This is a genomic window from Alteromonas halophila, assembly GCF_014651815.1.
GTDB classification, from domain to species: Bacteria; Pseudomonadota; Gammaproteobacteria; order Enterobacterales; family Alteromonadaceae; genus Alteromonas; species Alteromonas halophila.
The window spans coordinates 6,494-24,146 of the sequence record NZ_BMXP01000012.1 but is presented as its reverse complement, the minus strand read 5'-3'; the positions used below and the strand labels follow the sequence as shown (position 1 = coordinate 24,146).

Annotated in this window: 14 protein-coding genes; 5 read left to right on the top strand and 9 right to left on the bottom strand. The window is 51.2% G+C overall.

Going from position 1 to position 17,653, the window contains the following annotated elements:
• Positions 1-7: 7 nt before the first annotated feature.
• On the bottom strand, positions 8-1,249 hold the full coding sequence (locus IE054_RS16260) for a cystathionine gamma-synthase family protein (protein WP_189408179.1): 1,242 nt from the start codon (positions 1,247-1,249) through the stop codon (positions 8-10).
• Between the two features lie 15 nt (positions 1,250-1,264).
• Positions 1,265-1,870, bottom strand: coding sequence for a 1-acyl-sn-glycerol-3-phosphate acyltransferase (locus IE054_RS16255; protein ID WP_189408178.1), 606 nt, complete (start codon positions 1,868-1,870; stop codon positions 1,265-1,267).
• Between the two features lie 187 nt (positions 1,871-2,057).
• Here IE054_RS16255 and IE054_RS16250 point away from each other — a divergent pair, with 187 nt between their 5' ends.
• The gene (locus tag IE054_RS16250; RefSeq protein ID WP_189408176.1) at positions 2,058-2,828 is read left to right on the top strand and encodes an NRDE family protein; all 771 of its coding nucleotides are present in this window, start codon (positions 2,058-2,060) and stop codon (positions 2,826-2,828) included.
• A 92-nt stretch (positions 2,829-2,920) separates the two neighbouring features.
• Positions 2,921-4,111, top strand: coding sequence for an amino acid aminotransferase (locus IE054_RS16245; RefSeq protein ID WP_189408175.1), 1,191 nt, complete (start codon positions 2,921-2,923; stop codon positions 4,109-4,111).
• Between the two features lie 162 nt (positions 4,112-4,273).
• Here the strand turns inward: IE054_RS16245 and IE054_RS16240 are convergent, their stop codons facing one another.
• From IE054_RS16240 to IE054_RS16225, 4 genes are read right to left on the bottom strand one after another with little or no spacing between them, the layout of a single operon-like run.
• A complete protein-coding gene (locus tag IE054_RS16240) occupies positions 4,274-5,035 on the bottom strand; it encodes an SDR family oxidoreductase (RefSeq protein WP_189408173.1) in 762 nt (253 codons plus the stop codon).
• Positions 5,036-5,045: 10 nt separating this feature from the next.
• Positions 5,046-5,801 (bottom strand): SDR family NAD(P)-dependent oxidoreductase, encoded by a 756-nt coding sequence (locus tag IE054_RS16235; protein ID WP_189408172.1) that lies wholly within the window; start codon positions 5,799-5,801, stop codon positions 5,046-5,048.
• A 5-nt stretch (positions 5,802-5,806) separates the two neighbouring features.
• Entirely contained in the window at positions 5,807-6,814 is a 1,008-nt protein-coding gene (locus tag IE054_RS16230) for an NADP-dependent oxidoreductase (protein ID WP_189408170.1), read from the bottom strand.
• 12 nt (positions 6,815-6,826) lie between these two features.
• Positions 6,827-8,629, bottom strand: coding sequence for an acyl-CoA dehydrogenase (locus IE054_RS16225; protein WP_189408168.1), 1,803 nt, complete (start codon positions 8,627-8,629; stop codon positions 6,827-6,829).
• Positions 8,630-8,829: 200 nt separating this feature from the next.
• On the opposite strand from IE054_RS16225, the gene IE054_RS16220 reads away from it, so the two are divergent.
• Together IE054_RS16220 and IE054_RS16215 are read left to right on the top strand one after the other, a co-directional pair.
• Positions 8,830-9,837, top strand: a complete 1,008-nt coding sequence (locus IE054_RS16220; RefSeq protein ID WP_189408167.1) for a GlxA family transcriptional regulator — start codon at positions 8,830-8,832, stop codon at positions 9,835-9,837.
• A 96-nt stretch (positions 9,838-9,933) separates the two neighbouring features.
• On the top strand, positions 9,934-12,225 hold the full coding sequence (locus IE054_RS16215) for a TonB-dependent receptor (RefSeq protein WP_189408165.1): 2,292 nt from the start codon (positions 9,934-9,936) through the stop codon (positions 12,223-12,225).
• A gap of 94 nt (positions 12,226-12,319) precedes the next feature.
• On the opposite strand, the gene IE054_RS16210 is transcribed toward IE054_RS16215, so the two are convergent.
• From IE054_RS16210 to IE054_RS16200, 3 genes are all read right to left on the bottom strand, one after another.
• The gene (locus tag IE054_RS16210) at positions 12,320-12,682 is read right to left on the bottom strand and encodes a hypothetical protein (protein WP_189408164.1); all 363 of its coding nucleotides are present in this window, start codon (positions 12,680-12,682) and stop codon (positions 12,320-12,322) included.
• 140 nt (positions 12,683-12,822) lie between these two features.
• Positions 12,823-15,978: an efflux RND transporter permease subunit gene (locus tag IE054_RS16205; RefSeq protein WP_189408163.1), complete on the bottom strand. Its 3,156-nt coding sequence runs from the start codon at positions 15,976-15,978 to the stop codon at positions 12,823-12,825.
• Positions 15,975-17,192 carry an efflux RND transporter periplasmic adaptor subunit gene (locus IE054_RS16200; protein ID WP_189408161.1) on the bottom strand — a complete coding sequence of 406 codons (1,218 nt, stop codon included), beginning with the start codon at positions 17,190-17,192 and terminating at the stop codon, positions 15,975-15,977. The genes IE054_RS16205 and IE054_RS16200 overlap by 4 nt, the downstream gene beginning before the upstream one ends.
• 248 nt (positions 17,193-17,440) lie before the next feature.
• On the opposite strand from IE054_RS16200, the gene IE054_RS16195 reads away from it, so the two are divergent.
• The coding region (locus IE054_RS16195) for an isoamylase early set domain-containing protein (RefSeq protein WP_189408159.1) at positions 17,441-17,653 on the top strand (213 nt) is incomplete at its 3' end.

Genomic DNA, 17,653 nt, shown 5'->3' with positions numbered 1-17,653 from the left:
CAGTACGCTACAGTGATTCCAACGCCTGGGCAAAGTCCCGGATAAGATCATCAGTATCTTCAATGCCGACACTGATTCGAATGAGCGACTCAGCGATCCCCATTTTTTCACGGCCCTGTTCGCCAGCCTCATGAAAAATAGTGGCAGCTACCGGCAGCGCCAGGGTGCGGTTATCGCCAAGGTGCGTTGCACAAATGACCAGTTCAAGCGCGTTAATAAAGGCAACCGGATCATACTCATCATGCAGCTCAAGGCTTAAAATTGCCCCATAATAGCCATTAAGTTGTTCTCGGGCGATAAAGTGCTGGGGATGATCGGACATGCCAGGGTAATAGACCCGTTTCACCTTGGGCCGCGTTTCTAAGAATGTGGCAAGCTTCAGCGCATTGCGACAGCTGCGTTCGAGACGCAAAAACAAGGTTTCCATACCCACCGACAACGCATGTGCGGCACCTGCGGAAAGGGTTGCGCCTAAATCCCGCAATCCACGCTTTTTGATCTGGGTCAGCCCCCACTGCGCTGGCTCTGCGCTTCGGTAAGCCTCGGCAATATTAGGAAAGTTCTGCCAGTCATAGGAGCCAGTGTCGGTAACAGCCCCGCCCAGCGCGTTGCCATGGCCACCAATGTACTTTGTCAGTGAACAAAAAATCAGCGACGCGTCGAATTGCTTTACATGCGTCAGTGGTGGCGGCGTCATGGTGTTATCCACCATAAACAGAATATTACGGTGCTTGCAGTACTTGCCAATTGCCTGCATATCCGCAACCTGCGTGACCGGGTTAGCAACGGTTTCTGTGTAGACACCGCGGGTATTGGGCTGGTAAGCGTCCTCGATGGCCTGCACTGAGGTCACATCGACATAGGTGATCTGCACACCGAAATCACTGAGTGTGTCAAAAAAGCTGCGGGTATTCCCAAACAGGTATTCGCTGACAATGAGGTGATCGCCCTGCCTGAACAGCGCAAACAGGGTGCTGCTAATCGCAGCCATGCCGGTTGCAAAACACAGACTGCCAATGCCATCTTCAAGCTGATTGATCATATCCTGCAAGGCGGCAACGGACGGACAGGAAGAACGGCCATAAACGTGGCCAGGTGCTTTCCCCTGAAAAACATCAATGATGCCTTGCGCGTCTTTATATTCAAACAACACCGAATTTGTAGTTGGTGTATGTACCGCGCCAGCTGCGGGCTGGTTTAATACTCTGTCAGCATGCACCTGTCGGGTGGTGAACCCTAAGTCTTTCACGGAGGAGCGCTCCCTTTATTTAATTAAGCAATTGCCTGGAAATTTTCCACAAACCCTAGCATAAAATGCATAGACTGTTTGCATCTGTTGTTCGACATTTTCAACCTGCTCGATGACGGGCCCAAACACTATCGTTTTCTTTTTATAATCAAAGCCGACCAGTTGTACTGGCACCTGCGCGGCACGGGCTATCTGAATAAACCCGCTACGCCACGGGAATACCGGCTTGCGGGTGCCTTCCGGCGTTAGCACCAGCACCATAGTCTCTGCCGCACGAATTTTTTCAGCGATGGCCCCCACCATGCCGTGAGCCTTACTCCGCTCAACCGGAATGCCGCCAATAAAGCGCAGCAAGCCACCGATTGGCGGAATAAACAAACTGTGTTTACCAAAAAAGGAAATTTTAAGACGCAAGGTGAAAAGTACAAACAGACCCACAAAGAAGTCCCAGTTGGAGGTGTGCGGTGCGATGCTGATGATCAGTTTACGGCGGTTAGCCAGATTTCCCTCTGCCCGCCAGCCGCGGCGAAACAAAACCCAGGCGCTAAACCGGGAAAGCCAGTTGGGCCAGTGTTTAGGCAACTGTCTGCCTGCCAGCGATTTATCGAGTATTTGTTTCATAGACAACGTGACTGCTTTAATGCATCGTTTACGGGGGCGTGAGTTTCTATACCTTCAGTGACATAGAAGCGTCTGAATGACGACTTTGTCGGTGAGCGCGCCTCGTACAAAACGAGCAGATCGTTTATGTAGCTTTGAGTGTACTGGTTGCTATGGAAGATGTGAATACATCTTGCCCGGAGTATTTATGTGTATTTTATTTGTTGCGAATCAGCAACGTAAGGACATGCCGCTTATTATCGCGGCGAATCGCGATGAATTTTATCGCCGTCCTACCCTGCCTTCACACTTCTGGTCAGACGCGCCTGACCTGTTGGCAGGAAAAGATTTGGAAGCAGGTGGGTCATGGATGGGCGTTACCCGTCAGGGACGCATTGCCGCTATTACCAATGTCCGCGCCGCCAATGCCCAGCGGGATAACGCGAAATCCCGTGGCGAACTGGTAACACAAAGCCTGTGCGATCCCAGTCACCAGACACTGTCCGCCCGCCTGCGCCAGTCCCGGGAAAAGTATCAGGGCTACAACCTGCTGTTTGGCGACATCAACGCGTTGCAGGTGTACAACAATATTGAAGATCGTCTACAAGAGGTGTCGCCGGGGATCCATGGGCTGTCGAACGCAACCTTAAATGCCCCCTGGCCAAAAGTCACACGCGGCATGCAGTCATTAAGTGAATACTGTCAGCATTCTGAGTGTATTGTTCCACAAGACCTGTTCGCCTTATTACGCAATGACGAACAGGCTGACGACGACCGGTTACCTGACACCGGCATCAGTAAAGAATGGGAAAAGCGTTTGTCCTCGATTTTTATTCAAAGCCCGGATTATGGCACGCGCGCTTCCACTATTATTCTTGTCAACCAGGACCTGCAACTGTACTGGCACGAACGGCAGTTCTCACCCGAGGGGGCAATTCTGTCAGAGGTTTCAGAACGATTTCAGCTTACGGGTGAATAAACCCTAAAATTCTTTGTCCCGGCACTCGAATTTTAAACTGGCAGTGGCATAATGCCTGTCTGCTTTTTCTACACCATTTTAGAGGAACTATCGTGTTTGAAGTATTACCCCCGCTTTCTCCAGACCCCATTCTTGGATTGTCTGCTGCGTTTAAGGAAGATACCAACCCGGATAAAATTGATCTGGGCGTCGGTGTTTATAAAGATGAACAGGGTAATACCCCAATCCTCACCAGTGTTGCCAAAGCACAAAAAATTCTGCTCGAACAGGAAACCTCTAAAGCTTACATTTCGCCGCAGGGAAACCAGGGCTTTATTGATGGCATGTTGTCGCTGCTGTTAGGCGAAACCAGCCAGGTGCGCATGGCCAACCGTGTCGCAGCGGTGCAGGCACCTGGTGGATGTGGTGCGTTACGGATCCTGTCTGAGCTGTTGGTACGGTGTAGTGAAAAGGTAAGAGTGTGGGTCAGTGATCCCACCTGGGCCAACCATATTCCATTGATCGGCTCAGCGGGACTGCAGCTTGAAACCTACCCGTATTTTGATAAAGAAACCGCAAGCATTCGTTTTGATGCCATGATGGAAACCCTCAGGAAAACGGAAAAAGGCGATGTGGTGCTGCTGCATGGCTGCTGCCATAACCCCACCGGTGCAGATTTAACCCGCGATCAATGGGATGCTGTCCTGGAACTGGCACAGGAACGTGGCTTTTTACCGTTTCTGGATGTGGCTTATCTGGGCTTTGGCGACGGGCTGGATGCTGACGCCTATGGTGTGCGCCTGATGGCAGAAAACCTGCCCGAGGTCATTATTGCGGCGTCCTGCAGTAAAAACTTCGGTCTTTACCGCGAACGTGTCGGCCTGGCGGCGGTTATTTCCAATAACAGTCAGACCCGTGACATTACGCAGGGCCAGTTACAGTATGTGGCGCGTGGCATCTACTCTATGCCCCCCTCCTACGGCGGTGCGCTGGTTGACATCATTTTGTCTGATGAGGCACTGACCAAAGAGTGGATAGGCGAAGTCGATGCAATGCGCAATCGCATGCAGAGTCTGCGGTCCATGCTGGTCGAAAAGCTCAATGAAAACGGTCTTGATCGCGACTTCAGCTTTGTTGAGCAACAAAAAGGCATGTTCTCATTTCTGTGTATAAGCCCGCAGCAGGTACAGGCGATGCGCGACGAGCACAGCGTGTATTTTGTTGATTCAAGCCGGGTCAATATTGCCGGCATTAACAAACAGAATGTCGACACCCTGGCCAAAGCACTGGTCTCAGTTTTATAAAAAACCAAAAATGACTGGCAGCCGCGCTGCCAGTCAGTCCCTCACAACGTTTCAATACACTACCTGTCACCATTGCCTGTAAGCGCATTTCCGCGCTGAAAAATCTTAACAATGACTCACAGACTGCCTTGAAGCTAGCTCTGGTAGTAATGTCCTGACTGGCTAAGCCAGCATACCACCGTCAACCGTGATCGTGGTGCCAGTGGTATAACTTGATGCATCTGACACCAGATAAAGCACAGCGCCTGCCATTTCATCCGGATCCGCAACCCGCCCCAGAGGGATTTGATGCAAGGCCTTTTTGAGAATGGCATCGTTGCTGGTCAGCGCTGATGCAAACTTTGTATCGGTCAGGCCCGGCAGCAAGGCATTTACCCGAATATTAAGTGGCCCGCACTCTTTGGCAAACGATTTCGTCATGCTGATCACCGCCGCTTTGGTGATCGAATAAATCCCCTGCATATCACCGGGTACCACGCCATTGACTGATGCAGTATTTAAAATCACGCCACCGCCCTGCTCGCGCATGAGCTTACCGGCTTCCACCGACATAAAGAAATAGCCGCGGATATTGACATCCACTGTTTTGCTGTAAGCGCCCAGATCAGTATCCAGAATGTGACCAAAATACGGGTTTGCCGCAGCATTATTAACCAGAATATCCAGCTTACCGTAGCTTTCTTTAATATGACTGAATGTCTCAGTAATTTGTGCCATATCACCCACATGGCACGCCCAGGCACTGGCACTGCCACCAGCATTGCGGATGGACGCGGCCACTTCTTCACAGCCTTCCAGTTTTCGACTGGACACAATCACATGCGCGCCCTGGCTGGCCAGCAGTCGTGCAATCGACTCACCAATCCCCCGGCTGGCACCGGTGACCAGTGCAACTTTTCCATTTAAATCAAATAAATCACTCATTGTGTTCTCCTTATGCGAGCATCCCGCCGTCCAGTACCACCGACTGTCCGGTCATAAATGACGACTCGTCTGAACAAAGCCAGGCAATCGCCCCTGATATTTCATCCGGTTTACCCAGTCGCTTCATGGGGTTTGCCCTGATGATGCCATTGCGGCCCCGCTCATCCATATGGGAAAGCACGCCCTGTACCATGGGTGTGTCGACGAAACTCGGGCATACTGCATTGATGCGGATATTGGCGCGGGCATACTCTACTGCTGTTGAGCGGGTCAGACCAATGACAGCGTGCTTGGTAGCGCTGTAGGCGCTGATCATTGGTGCGCTGCGCAAACCGGCGACCGACGCCAGATTGATGATCTGCCCATGGCCCTGCCCCAGCATTGTACCTATTGCGCGGCGCATACAGCGCCATACGCCAATCAGATTCACATCGATATTGCGCATCAACGCCTCATCACTGACCTCATGCATGGGCGCCGGCAGATGATCCACACCGGCGTTATTGATAAGGACATCCAGTACCGCCGATTTTTCAGCGGCAACCTTAAACATATCAGCGATAGCTTCTGCAGAAGTGACATCGACACTGACAGCATAGGCACGCCCGCCATTGCGCTCTATATCAGCCACCACGTCACGTGCGTTGTCTGAATGGACGTCAGCCACACCAACCAGTGCACCGCGACTGGCGGTCAGGCGCGCCACAGCGGCACCGATCCCTGAGCCACCACCGGTTATCAGAATGTGCTTATTTTCAACAGTCATAACTGCTACTCCTGATGATTCACTTTTAACACCAGCTTGCCAAAGTTTTCACCTTTAAACAGCATCATCAGCGTTTCCGGGAAGGTCTCCAGCCCTTCCACCACATGCTCTTTGGCGTGCAGTTTACCCTGACCTAACCAGGTCGCCATTTCCTGTGCTGCTTCGCCATAATGTTTAACGTTATCAAACACCACAATACCTTCCATTCTGGCGCGGTTAACGAGCAGTGACAGATAATTAGAGGGGCCTTTCACCGCTTTCGTATTGTTGTACTGACTGATCGCGCCGCAAATAACAATGCGGGCATGCAGATTAATACGGGTCAGCACCTCATCCAGAATATCGCCGCCGACATTGTCAAAGTAGACATCTACCCCTTTAGGACATGCCGCCTTCAGCTTGCCCCGAAAGTCGTCATCTTTGTAATCGACGGCAGCATCAAACCCTAACTCGTGGGTCAGGTAATCACATTTCTCTTTGCCTCCGGCAATCCCCACGACGTGGCAGCCTTTAATCTTGGCGATCTGACCGACAACACCGCCGACGGCACCTGCGGCACCGGATACGACAACCGTTTCACCTTCTTTTGGCAGCCCGGTTTTCAGTAACCCAAAATACGCCGTCATACCAGGCATCCCCAGTACACCCAGGTACCGCGGCAGCGGTGCCAGTGATGGGTCGACCTTGTGGATCCCTTTTGTGTCAACAACCGCGTACTCCTGTACACCAAAATTACCGTACACCATATCGCCAACAGCAAAGCCTTCAGCGCGTGACTCAATGACCTCCGCCACGGTACCCGCGCGCATTACATCACCAATCTGTACCGGCTCAATGTACGATTTACCCTCATTCATCCAGCCACGCATGGCCGGGTCCAGCGAGATATAATGAATTTTTACTGCAAGTTGATTCTCCCCGACTTCCGGCAGCGAAACCGTTGCCAGCTCAAAGTTGTCACGCGACGGCTCGCCTACCGGGCGGGAAGTCAGTTGCCATTGTTTGTATTGCATGTTTGTGTCCTTTTAAAAATAGTCCGGTGCGACCTGCTCACAGGTCGCATCGGAGGTGCTAATGATGTCAATATCCCGCTTAACCAGCGGTAATTCCCAGTGAATATAGTACGTTGCTGCCGCCAGTTTGCCGTTGTAAAAGTCCGCGTCATGCTCTGCGCTGCCTTCGGCCAGAGCGGCCTCTGCAACGATTGCCTGGCGTAACCAGATCCAGCTCACCACACAGGCTGAAAAAATATTGAGAAAGCAACTGGCGTTAGTCAGCGCAATCGACTGTTTTTCGCTGCGCAGGTCTTCGGCAGACTGGCGGATAAGCGTATCAAGCTGATCGATGTACGGAAGCAATCGCGAACTTAAAGCGCGAGACTGTGGCATTGTTGCCCGGGCAAAGTCTGCTTTAACGCGTTTCATCAGTGCATCAAGCCCCTGACCGTTTTGCTGCCATAGCTTGCGCCCCAGCAGATCCAGCGCCTGAATACCATTGGTGCCCTCATGGATGGGGTTTAAACGGTTGTCCCGCCAGCATTGTTCAACCGGATATTCACGGGTATAGCCGGCTCCACCCAACACCTGGATCGCCAGATCATTGGCCTTCGGTCCAAATTCAGATGGCCAGGCCTTAAAGACCGGGGTGAGAAGATCAATCAGTTGTCCCAGGGTCGCTTTTTCCTCGTCATCGTCTGCACAGGCCATACAATCTACCAGGTAGCTGCCGTACAGACAGAGCGCCATGCCCCCTTCGGTATAGGCTTTCTGCGCGAGCAGCATGCGCTTTACATCGCCATGCTCAATGATGGCACACTGCTTTGATGTGTTACCTTGTGGCCCGGCTTTACGCCCCTGCGTTCGCTCTTTGGCATAATCCAGAGAATAACGATAGCCGCGGTAACCAATCATGGCGGCCCCGTAGCCCACGCCGATACGCGCCTCATTCATCATCATAAACATATACCGCAAGCCCTGATGCGGCTCACCAACAAGGTAAGCATGACAGTCACCATTGTCGCCAAAGGTCAGTGCTGTTGACGTTGTGCCGCGGTACCCCATCTTGTGAATTAGACCGGCCAGACTGACATCATTGCGCGTGCCCGGCTCGCCATTTTCGTCAAGGCGGTATTTGGGTACGACAAACAATGAGATACCTTTAACGCCAGTAGGGCCGCCGGGAATTTTTGCCAGAACAAGATGCACAATATTGTTGGATAATTCATGCTCACCGCCAGAGATATATAATTTGCTGCCTTTAAGCCGGTAACTACCATCCTCCGCAGGCGTCGCGCTTGATGTGATATCAGCCAGCGACGAGCCCGCATGGGGCTCTGTCAGTGCCATTGTCCCGGTAAAGCGTCCTGTCAGCATATCGGGGAGAAACTGAGCCTGAAGCTCGGCAGAGCCAAAGTGGCGTATTACATTGGCTGCCGCCGCGGTTAAAAACGGATACGCTGTCGTCGACGGATTCGCCGTTAAGAAATAGCCGGCACAGGCATTAGTAATTAAACTGGGAAGTTGCATACCGCCGTCTTCAAAATCGAAATGCCCGGCAATAAAGCCAGCATCACGGTAAGCATTAAACGCTGTCTTTACCTCATCAAGCATGCTCACTTTCTTTCCGTCGAAGGTCGGCTCATTCTGGTCGGCTTTCGCATTATGATTGAGAAATGTCTCTTCAGCGATTTTTTCAGCCGTATCCAGGACCGCCTCAAATGTCTCAACCGAGTGTTCACTAAAACGTGGAAAATCGCACAGTGCGCTGGCATCCAGCATTTCATACAACTGAAAGCGCAGTTCGCGACGTGGAATGAGTTGATCTGCCATACAGGTTTCTCTTTTTGCTTAGGAACGACAGTACGTGCGGTAGCCATTGTCTGCTTTCAGCGCGACGATGAGTTGGCCCGCACCCGGATTTTAACCATTGTGACACAATCAAAATGCTGCCATGATTGTCATTAATGACACAATAGTGGTGAATAACGCCATCTATTCATCGAATAAATAGTTATAGCAGGACTGTTGTTATGCCATTGACGGAACGCAAGGTTAAGGTAACGATTGTTGGGTTTGATCAGGCATTGTCCTCCGCCATTACCGGTGCACTGGATCTGTTTGCACTGGCCGGGGTAAGCTGGCAACGCATTCACGGTCAGCCTGTCGAGCCACTATTTGATGTAAGTATAGCGGGCCTGCACGGCAGTCCCTTCTCCTGCACCAATCAGTTGTCAATCAGCCCACACTGCGCTCTTGAAGACGTTCAGCACACCGATTTGCTGATTGTGCCCACCATTGGCGGTGACATTGCGCAGGTACTTAAACAAAATCAGCGTTTACTGACCTACCTGCAGCGCCACGCCAGTCAGCAGACGGATATTGCCGGAAACTGTACCGGGACCTTTTTGCTGGCCGCAGCCGGATTGCTTGAAAACCGTATCGCCACAACACACTGGGGCTATGCCGATACCTTTCGCCGGATGTTCCCGGGCGTATTGCTGCAACCGGAGAAGATGCTGACCCAACAGGACAACCTGTTTTGTGCAGGCGGCGGCATGGCATGGTTTGATCTGTCACTGCTGTTGATCCGCCGGTACTGCGGTCATCAGGTTGCGACCGACACAGCAAAATCATTGGTACTCGACCTGACCCGGCCCAATCAAACCGTCTATGCCAGCACCCGGCAGCGTAAGTTTCACCAGGATCCTGATATTCTGGCAGTTCAGACGTCACTGGAAGAAGCTATCGCTGCACCGCTGTCGCTGCCGGCTCTGGCATCCCGCCACAATATGACAGTGCGTACATTATTACGGCGATTCCAGAAGGCCTGCGGACAGACCCCGCTAAAGTACCTGCAGGCTTTGCGGGTTGAGTATGTCATGGCTCAACTGGAAACACGCAAGCTACCACTTGAGAGCCTGCTACATGAAGTGGGCTACGAGGACGTCAGCTCATTCTCTCGTTTGTTTAAGCGCCAGACCGGCATGTCACCCGCGCAATACCGCGCCAAATTCACAGCCGGAGATGTTCAAAAATAACCGCCATTTTGTCCAAAAATTGTGTAGAATACAGAGCCGCAACGCACACACTCAACTCTTTTTACAAAACTTGTAAATCACACTTGGTGAACACACATGAGAACACATAAATTAGCCACGCTGGCGCTCGCCGTTAGTGCCGCGTTCAGCACTTCAGCCATTGCTCAGGATGCTCAGAACACAAACAAAAAAGAAGCGGGACTTGAGAAAATCACAGTAACGGCGCAAAAACGTACTCAGTCCATACAGGAAGTCCCTATTTCGATAGCGACGTTAAACGGTGAAGAGTTTGAAAGCCTGTTTTCAGGTGGTGGAGATATTCTGGAGCTGGCAGTACGTGTTCCCGGCCTTTATGCCGAATCATCCAACGGCCGGGTAGCACCACGTTTCTATATTCGTGGCCTTGGCAATACCGATTTTGATTTGGCCGCCTCTCAGCCCGTGTCTATTGTGATGGACGAAGTGGTCATGGAAAACGTGGTACTGAAAAGTTTCCCGCTGTTTGATGTGCAGCAGGTTGAAGTACTGCGTGGCCCACAGGGCACGCTGTTTGGCCGCAACACAACGGCGGGTATTGTAAAGTTTGATACCGTCAAACCTACGCAGGATTTCGAAGGGTATGCAGAGCTGGGTTACGGCAGCTACAACACCGTTAATTTCGAAGGTGCCGTTGGTGGCGCACTTGCAGAAAATCTGTCAGGCCGAATTTCTGTACTGAGTCAGGATCGCGATGATTACATTGATAACGGCTTCACAGGTCAGGATGACGTAATCGGCGGCTTTGACGAGAAAGCCTGGCGTGCGCAACTGCTGTGGGAACCAACAACGGATTTTTCAGCGTTATTGAATGTCCATGGTCGTGAGCTGAAAGGTACTGCATCCATTTTTCGCGCTAACGTGTTCGACAAAGGCAGCAACGATCTGAACGAAAACTACGATCGCACTACCGTCTGGTACGATGGCGACCTCGATGGTGACGGCAATGCAGACAATAATCCGCAGGAATACAGCGGTTTTGGCTCATCGCTGAAACTGTCATACCTGTTTGATGGCATGGAGCTGACCTCCATCACTGCCCTGGAAACCGCCGATGGCTTCAGCCTGGGTGACGTTGACGGTGGTACTGGCTCAGGCGATACCGCAAAACCTGCGCCCATCCCATTTACAGCAGTAACGCAGGACAACATGGATGATCTGGAGCAATTTACACAGGAAATTCGCCTGGCCAGTAACACCCGTGCCGCACTGAACTGGCAGCTAGGCGCCTTCTTCTTTGACTCTTCCTTTAACGTGACCAGTATTGACGGACTTTATGGGGCTACCACGGTCTTTCATGAAAACACGACCTGGGCGGTATTTGGTCAGTCGTCTTATCAGGTCAATGACAAGTTAAACATCACCGGTGGCATCCGCTATACCCACGATGATAAATCATTGCGCGTAGGTCAGCAGAATGTGGATGGCGATTGTAATTTTCTTGACTTTAACCAGGATGGCATACCTGAATGCATACAACAGGATTATGATCCCATTGATGTCGATGATGGTCAGGTCAGTTATGAACTAAGCGCTAATTATAACCTTACCGACGATATCTCATTGTTCGCGCGCTATGCCAATGGCTTCCGTGCACAAACGATTCAGGGCCGTGATGTGGCCTTTGAAGGTTCGCCGTCGGTGGCTGACGCAGAAACGATAAACTCCGTTGAAGCGGGCTTTAAATCAGACTTACTGGAAGATACGCTGCGTTTAAATGTTGCTGCTTTCTATTACACTGTTGATGACATGCAGTTCTCCGCCATCGGGGGTGGCAATAACTTTACGGCGCTTGTAAATGCCGATAAGGGCGACGCGTATGGCTTTGAAGTGGATGCCGAATGGCTGGCAACCGATCAGCTAAGCCTGACAGCGGGTTATAGCTACAATCATACCGAGATAAAAGATGACAACCTGACAGTACAGCCGTGCGGATCGAGCGCTGACTTCGCGGGTAACTGTACCGTAATGGATCCCCGTACTGATAGTAATCAGGCGTTTATCGACGGTAACCCCTTCCCGCAGGCACCGGAAACCATTTTCAACTTTACTGCACGTTATACCATTCCGGTCGGCAACGATGGCGAATTTTTCGTGTTCACCGACTGGGCATTCCAGGGAGAAACCAATCTGTTCCTGTATGATGCCGTGGAGTTCAAAACCGACGACAACTTTGAAGGCGGTCTGCGCATTGGTTACGACAACTTCGTAGACAATTACACCATTGCATTTTTTGGCCGGAACATCACCGACGAAGATAATGTGAAAGGTGCAATTGACTTCAATAACCTGACCGGCATCATCAATGAGCCGCGGATCTGGGGCATTGAAGCACGCTTCTCCTTCTACTAAGCCTCTGTCTGACTTACCGGACAAGGCCGCTTTAACGTAACGAAGCGGCTGCCAGAGCCTGACACCGAATGACCTGGTGTCAGGCTTTTTTATTCTACGCTGCCAGTAATTGTGCTTTGCACATTGTCTGTAGCATCACCTGCAGTTTTTTACAGGCTTTCACGCCCCGCCCGTCTCGTAAATAATATACCTGCTCAACGATGTTTCCTTTTTCATCAACCAGAAAACTGGCCAGGCGATGCTGGCGGTGGGGAAGAAAGTACTGATAGTAAGTCAGTGCACTGGACACCGGTTTTTGCATGACTTTCTGATACATACACCAGGGCAATTTGAGCGTTCTGGCTTTTGCGTCGCCGCCACGCAACCGGATCACTGATTGAAATGCGTCTTTGCCTGCATGCGTCGTTAATCCATAGGATGCTATTAGCTTGTCGATAGATTTTATTCCGGTCGTCATCACATCACCCCTTAATACTGTTTATATATACAGTATATGCAGAGCTGATGAAAAATCAACCTGTACCAGCGGTCATAAACAAAAACACCGTGCCATCAGGCACGGTGTTTCAGGTTATAACTAACGATGAGGGTTAGCTGCTATCCGCTGTCGCGCAACGTCTGATCACGGCTATGTTCCAGCGGAACCGGCTGGCGACGAAATATATTTTTTATGTCATTGAGGATGAGATAAAGCGCCGGTACCAGCAACAGCGTAATGATGGTCGCGAACAATATCCCAAACGCCAGTGATATCGCCATGGGAATCACAATTTGTGCCTGCAGACTGCGCTCAAACACAATCGGCATCAGTCCCATAAACGTCGTCAGAGAAGTCAGTATGATAGCCCTGAATCGCTGTGTGCCAGCATTGATAGCCGCATCAAGCAAAGACATACCTTCCTTGCGCGCACGGTTTACGAAATCCACCATGATCAGACTATCATTCACCACCACGCCTGACAGCGCAATGATTCCGCAAATCGACAACACACTAACGGCCTTGCCCAGTATCAGATGGCCAACAATAGCCCCTACTACACCGAACGGGATCACCGACATAATAATTAACGGCTGTGAATATGAGCGCAGTGGGATCGCCAGTAAGGCAAAAATAGCAAACAGCGCAAACAATAAGCCTTTTGCCAGGCCCATCATGGCCTCCTGCTGTTCACGGGAGTTCCCCTGCAACTCAAAACTCACCTTCGGATAACGTTCCAGCAAATCTGGCATCACCGTATTAATCACATCCCGGGTCACTTCCCCCGGATCCAGACGTGCCTTATCGACCTTAGCTGTCACGGTGACCGATCGCTCACCGTCAACCCGGATAATGGTGTCAAAGCCCTGCCCGACTTCAATACTTGCCACCTGCTCGAAGGGCACGGAGCGTCCGTCAGGGGCGCGCACGCGCATATTTTTGAGGTGTTCCACCGATGTCCGCTCTGCTTTGGGGTAGCGTACCATCACACGGATTTCTTCCTCATCACGCTGGATCCGTTGCACCTCTGCGCCATAAAACCCATACCGAACCTGACGACCGAGCTGCGACAAAGATATGCCCAGGGCATCCGCCTGCGGTTTCAGTGACAGCTGAATTTCCTCACTGCCTCCGGCAAAAGTGTCATTGATATCAGTGACCCCGTCATAGGTTTCCAGTCTGGTTTTCAGCTCCTGGCTGATACTGCGTAGTGCATCAATGTCTGAGGAGTCAAATTCGAAGCTCAAATCAGCGCCGCCACCCGGGCCCCCGGGTGAGCCAATATCAAAGCGTTTCACGCCCGGAATTTCCGGCACCTGCTCACGCCACTGCTGGTGAATTTCAAAATCGGTCAGCTCACGGGTTTCACCTTTGGTCAGCTCAACAAAAACCTGACCAGCAAGGTTGCCCTCGTCAAACGCGATGGCATGTTTTACCACCCCACTGCCGGACTCCTTCTCAAGTTCGTCATCCATTCGGTTCAGCGCGTCCTGCAGCGTTTTGATGGCATTATCACGCTGCTGTAAAGATGAACCAGGCTCGAGCTCAACATTCGCCATCATAAAGTCGCTGGGAATAGTTGGGAAGAATACAAACCTCACCAGTCCGCCTCCAAACAGACCGACGGTCAAAATAAGCATGGCGAAAAACACAGAAAGCGTCAGGTAACGATTCTGTACCGCACGCTTTAAAAATGGCGCATAGCGATTCTGAATAAAGCCTTTTATGCCTTCGCTGAAAATGTCCCGGAAACGCTGAAAACGATTGGCTTTCTCCGGGTCGTAAGGCTTCAGTTTCATATGCACAAGATGCGCGGGCAGTATCAGCTTGGACTCTATCAGCGAAAATACCAGGCAGATGATGACCACCAGACCGATAGTTTTCCATATAACTCCAAACGGCCCGGAGACCATCAGCATGGGTGAAAACGCAGCGATGGTGGTCAGCACGCCGAAGGTCGCCGGCATCGCGACTTTTTTCACGCCGCTTATCACATTATCGGTACTGTGACCTTTGCGGTCTATCTCTGTGTAGGCGGACTCCCCCATGATAATGGCATCATCCACCACAATCCCCAGTACCAGAATAAATGCAAACAGGCTAAGCAGATTGATCGATACGCCAAGCATGTCGATGGGCAGTACCAATAACGTCCCCAAAAAACAGACCGGCAAACCGACGATGACCCAGAATGCCAGTTTAATTTTCAGGAATAACGACAGAACAATAAACACCAGTAAGGCACCGAAAAACATGTTCTCCAGCATCATATTCAGGCGATCAGCAAGGTAAAAGGAACTGTCCCCCCAGGTATCGGCGCTGATGTGAGCAGGAAAGTCTGCTTTACGCTCGGCGATGTAGCCATTCACTGTGTCAGAAATTTCCAGCGCATTCTGATCACCCACCGCCTGTACGCGTAAGCTGACAGCAGGTTTACCGTCGAACATGGCGTACTGGTTATTTTCGATAAAACCGTCATTGATATACGCCACATCGCCCAGTGTTACCCGGGTGCCGTTACTGTCGGTGAGCAATACAATCTGAGAAAAATCCCAGCCGGTATACGCCTGACCTTTGGTGCGAAGCAAAATATCACCGTTTTCGGTACGGATAGAACCACCGGGCAAATCAATACTCGACTGACTGAGGCGATTAACAACGTCCGAGAAGGTCAGGTTATATTTTTGCAGATCGACTTCAGATAACTCGACCGAGATTTCATAATCTCTGGCGCCGACAACCTGCACCTGAGAAATACCAGGCAGATTAGCGATATCATCACGTAAGTCTTTGGCAAACTCTTTAAGTTCACGCTCTGAGGCATCGCCATAGACCGACATCCACAACACGTCCTGCTGTATCTTTTGTCGGTAGACGACCGGTTTTTCTGTATCTGCAGGAAAACTAACAATCGCATCAACCTGAACCTTGACCTCATCGAGCAATGCCTGCACATCGTAGTCTTCTTCGGCTTCGATTGACACGGTGCCCATGCCCTCAACAGCGGTTGACGTGATTTTCTTAATCCCTTCAAGGTTTTTCACCGCTTCCTCAACCTTGAGAATAACGCCCTCTTCCACCTCCTGCGGCGCGGCACCCAGATAGGGCACGCGAACATTGATTACATTAATATCAAAGGTCGGAAAAATTTGCTTATGGATGGTGAAGGCGCCGAACAGCCCGCCTACCAGCAACAGCCACATCAGCAAATTAGCAGCAACATTATTGCGGGCAAACCAGGCAATCACGCCACGGTGGGTATCAATACGACTCATTCATCCTCCTCAGAGGCGATGCCTGCGCTGTCCTCTTCCTTATCATTTTTTGCTGCTTCAGGAATATCGTCTGGCAACCGCACTTTCATGCCATCGTAAGGATTAGGGACCGCACTCATGACAACCAGGTCACCTTCTTCAAGCCCACTTGAAATATAGACGTTCTCAGCACTGCTGCGCTGAATATCGACGGGTTTAATTTTCAGTGTCCGCTCATCATCGACAGTAAGCACCGTATTATCCAGTCTCACCACATTGCGTGGCAGCACGAACAACTGCTGGCGTTTTTCACTTTGAATACTGGCTTCTACAAACTGTCCAAATCGCAGCGGCACTGACTCAGTGGCTGTATCCCGCCGGTAAGGGTCGTTCACATTAACCACCGCATAGACAACGCGGCTGTTGCTGTCCAGTACCCCTTCTGTGCGCGCCAGCGTGCCCTGCCAGGTCCGGGATTTACCAGCGACGGTGGCGTGCAGGCGCACATTATCAACATTTCCCGGCTTGTCGGATACGTTGAGAAAGGCCAGATCACTGTCGGTGATCGGCAGACGAACTTCAGCCACATCGGTTGCATACAACGTGGCGACGGCTGCGCCTGCGGTGACAAACTGCCCTAAATCAATATTGCGCTCAACCACAATCCCGTTGTATGGCGCAGTAATTTCAGTTCGCGCAAGATTGCGCCTGGCGCGATCAAGCTTCGCCTTAGCGGCTTTTACGTTGGCCTGCTCCTTGGCCAGCTGGGGCTTTCGCAAACCAAGCTCAGGCGCCGCCATATCATTCACAGAGCGCCATTCCTGTTCGGCTACTTTGCCCCGCGCGATTTCCTCTTCAAGGGCCGCCGTGGCCTGCGCTAACTCAGCTTCAGCCAGTCGCAGCTCCGTTTCATAATCAGATTGTTCAAGCGTAACGAGTGTGTCGCCCTTGCTGAACATTCCGCCGACCACATACGCGTCCGATACTGACACCACTTTGCCACTGACCTGGGTACTGAGCATGGTTTCGTGCTTTGGCAGCACATTGCCCTGAGAGGTCACACTGAACTGGACCTGCTCACTGGATACGGGCTGAGCATCAACCAGAAACGCGGGTTCTTCTACTGGATTTTGCTCAGGCGGTTTGCGCGAGGAAATCATTACACCCGCTACGATAACTGCGACAACAATGACGACGAGGGGTATCCCCCCTTTCATCCACAACGATTGTTTCATTGACCATCCCTTGACCGGCAAACGCTGCCTTGCGAGACACCGGCATTGTATTTTTATTGTTGTTTGCCAAAAACTTACAACGCGAATTTATTAAGGCTAAGTGTACCTTTATTTCCCGTAAAGTGTCTTCACTACTTTGTTAGAAAATATGAATAAGCAGATGTTAAGAAAGCCGATTGAAATTTAGTCAGTTTGCGATAATGATATAGGAGCCTTTTCGCATTCTTCGTTCAACCCCGAGAGAAACCATGAGCCTTAAAAAACAGTATCTGAAATCAAAACCTGTGTGCAAAGTCACCTTTCGCCTGCGCGCCGATGAGTCGAAACAGGCCGCTACTGCACGTCTGGTCGGCGACTTCAACGCCTGGGATATCAACGCACTGCCGATGAAGCGTCTGAAAAACGGCGATTTTACACAGACTGTTTCACTGCCGGTGGGAAAAGAATATCAGTTTCGCTAT

Coding starts and splice junctions, on each gene's coding strand:
- IE054_RS16230 (WP_189408170.1), bottom strand. CDS start 6,814: ATGCAATACAAACAATGGCAACTGACTTCCCGCCCGGTAGGCGAGCCG.
- IE054_RS16210 (WP_189408164.1), bottom strand. CDS start 12,682: ATGACGACCGGAATAAAATCTATCGACAAGCTAATAGCATCCTATGGA.
- IE054_RS16225 (WP_189408168.1), bottom strand. CDS start 8,629: ATGGCAGATCAACTCATTCCACGTCGCGAACTGCGCTTTCAGTTGTAT.
- IE054_RS16205 (WP_189408163.1), bottom strand. CDS start 15,978: ATGAGTCGTATTGATACCCACCGTGGCGTGATTGCCTGGTTTGCCCGC.
- IE054_RS16250 (WP_189408176.1), top strand. CDS start 2,058: ATGTGTATTTTATTTGTTGCGAATCAGCAACGTAAGGACATGCCGCTT.
- IE054_RS16255 (WP_189408178.1), bottom strand. CDS start 1,870: ATGAAACAAATACTCGATAAATCGCTGGCAGGCAGACAGTTGCCTAAA.
- IE054_RS16200 (WP_189408161.1), bottom strand. CDS start 17,192: ATGAAACAATCGTTGTGGATGAAAGGGGGGATACCCCTCGTCGTCATT.
- IE054_RS16235 (WP_189408172.1), bottom strand. CDS start 5,801: ATGACTGTTGAAAATAAGCACATTCTGATAACCGGTGGTGGCTCAGGG.
- IE054_RS16215 (WP_189408165.1), top strand. CDS start 9,934: ATGAGAACACATAAATTAGCCACGCTGGCGCTCGCCGTTAGTGCCGCG.
- IE054_RS16220 (WP_189408167.1), top strand. CDS start 8,830: ATGCCATTGACGGAACGCAAGGTTAAGGTAACGATTGTTGGGTTTGAT.
- IE054_RS16240 (WP_189408173.1), bottom strand. CDS start 5,035: ATGAGTGATTTATTTGATTTAAATGGAAAAGTTGCACTGGTCACCGGT.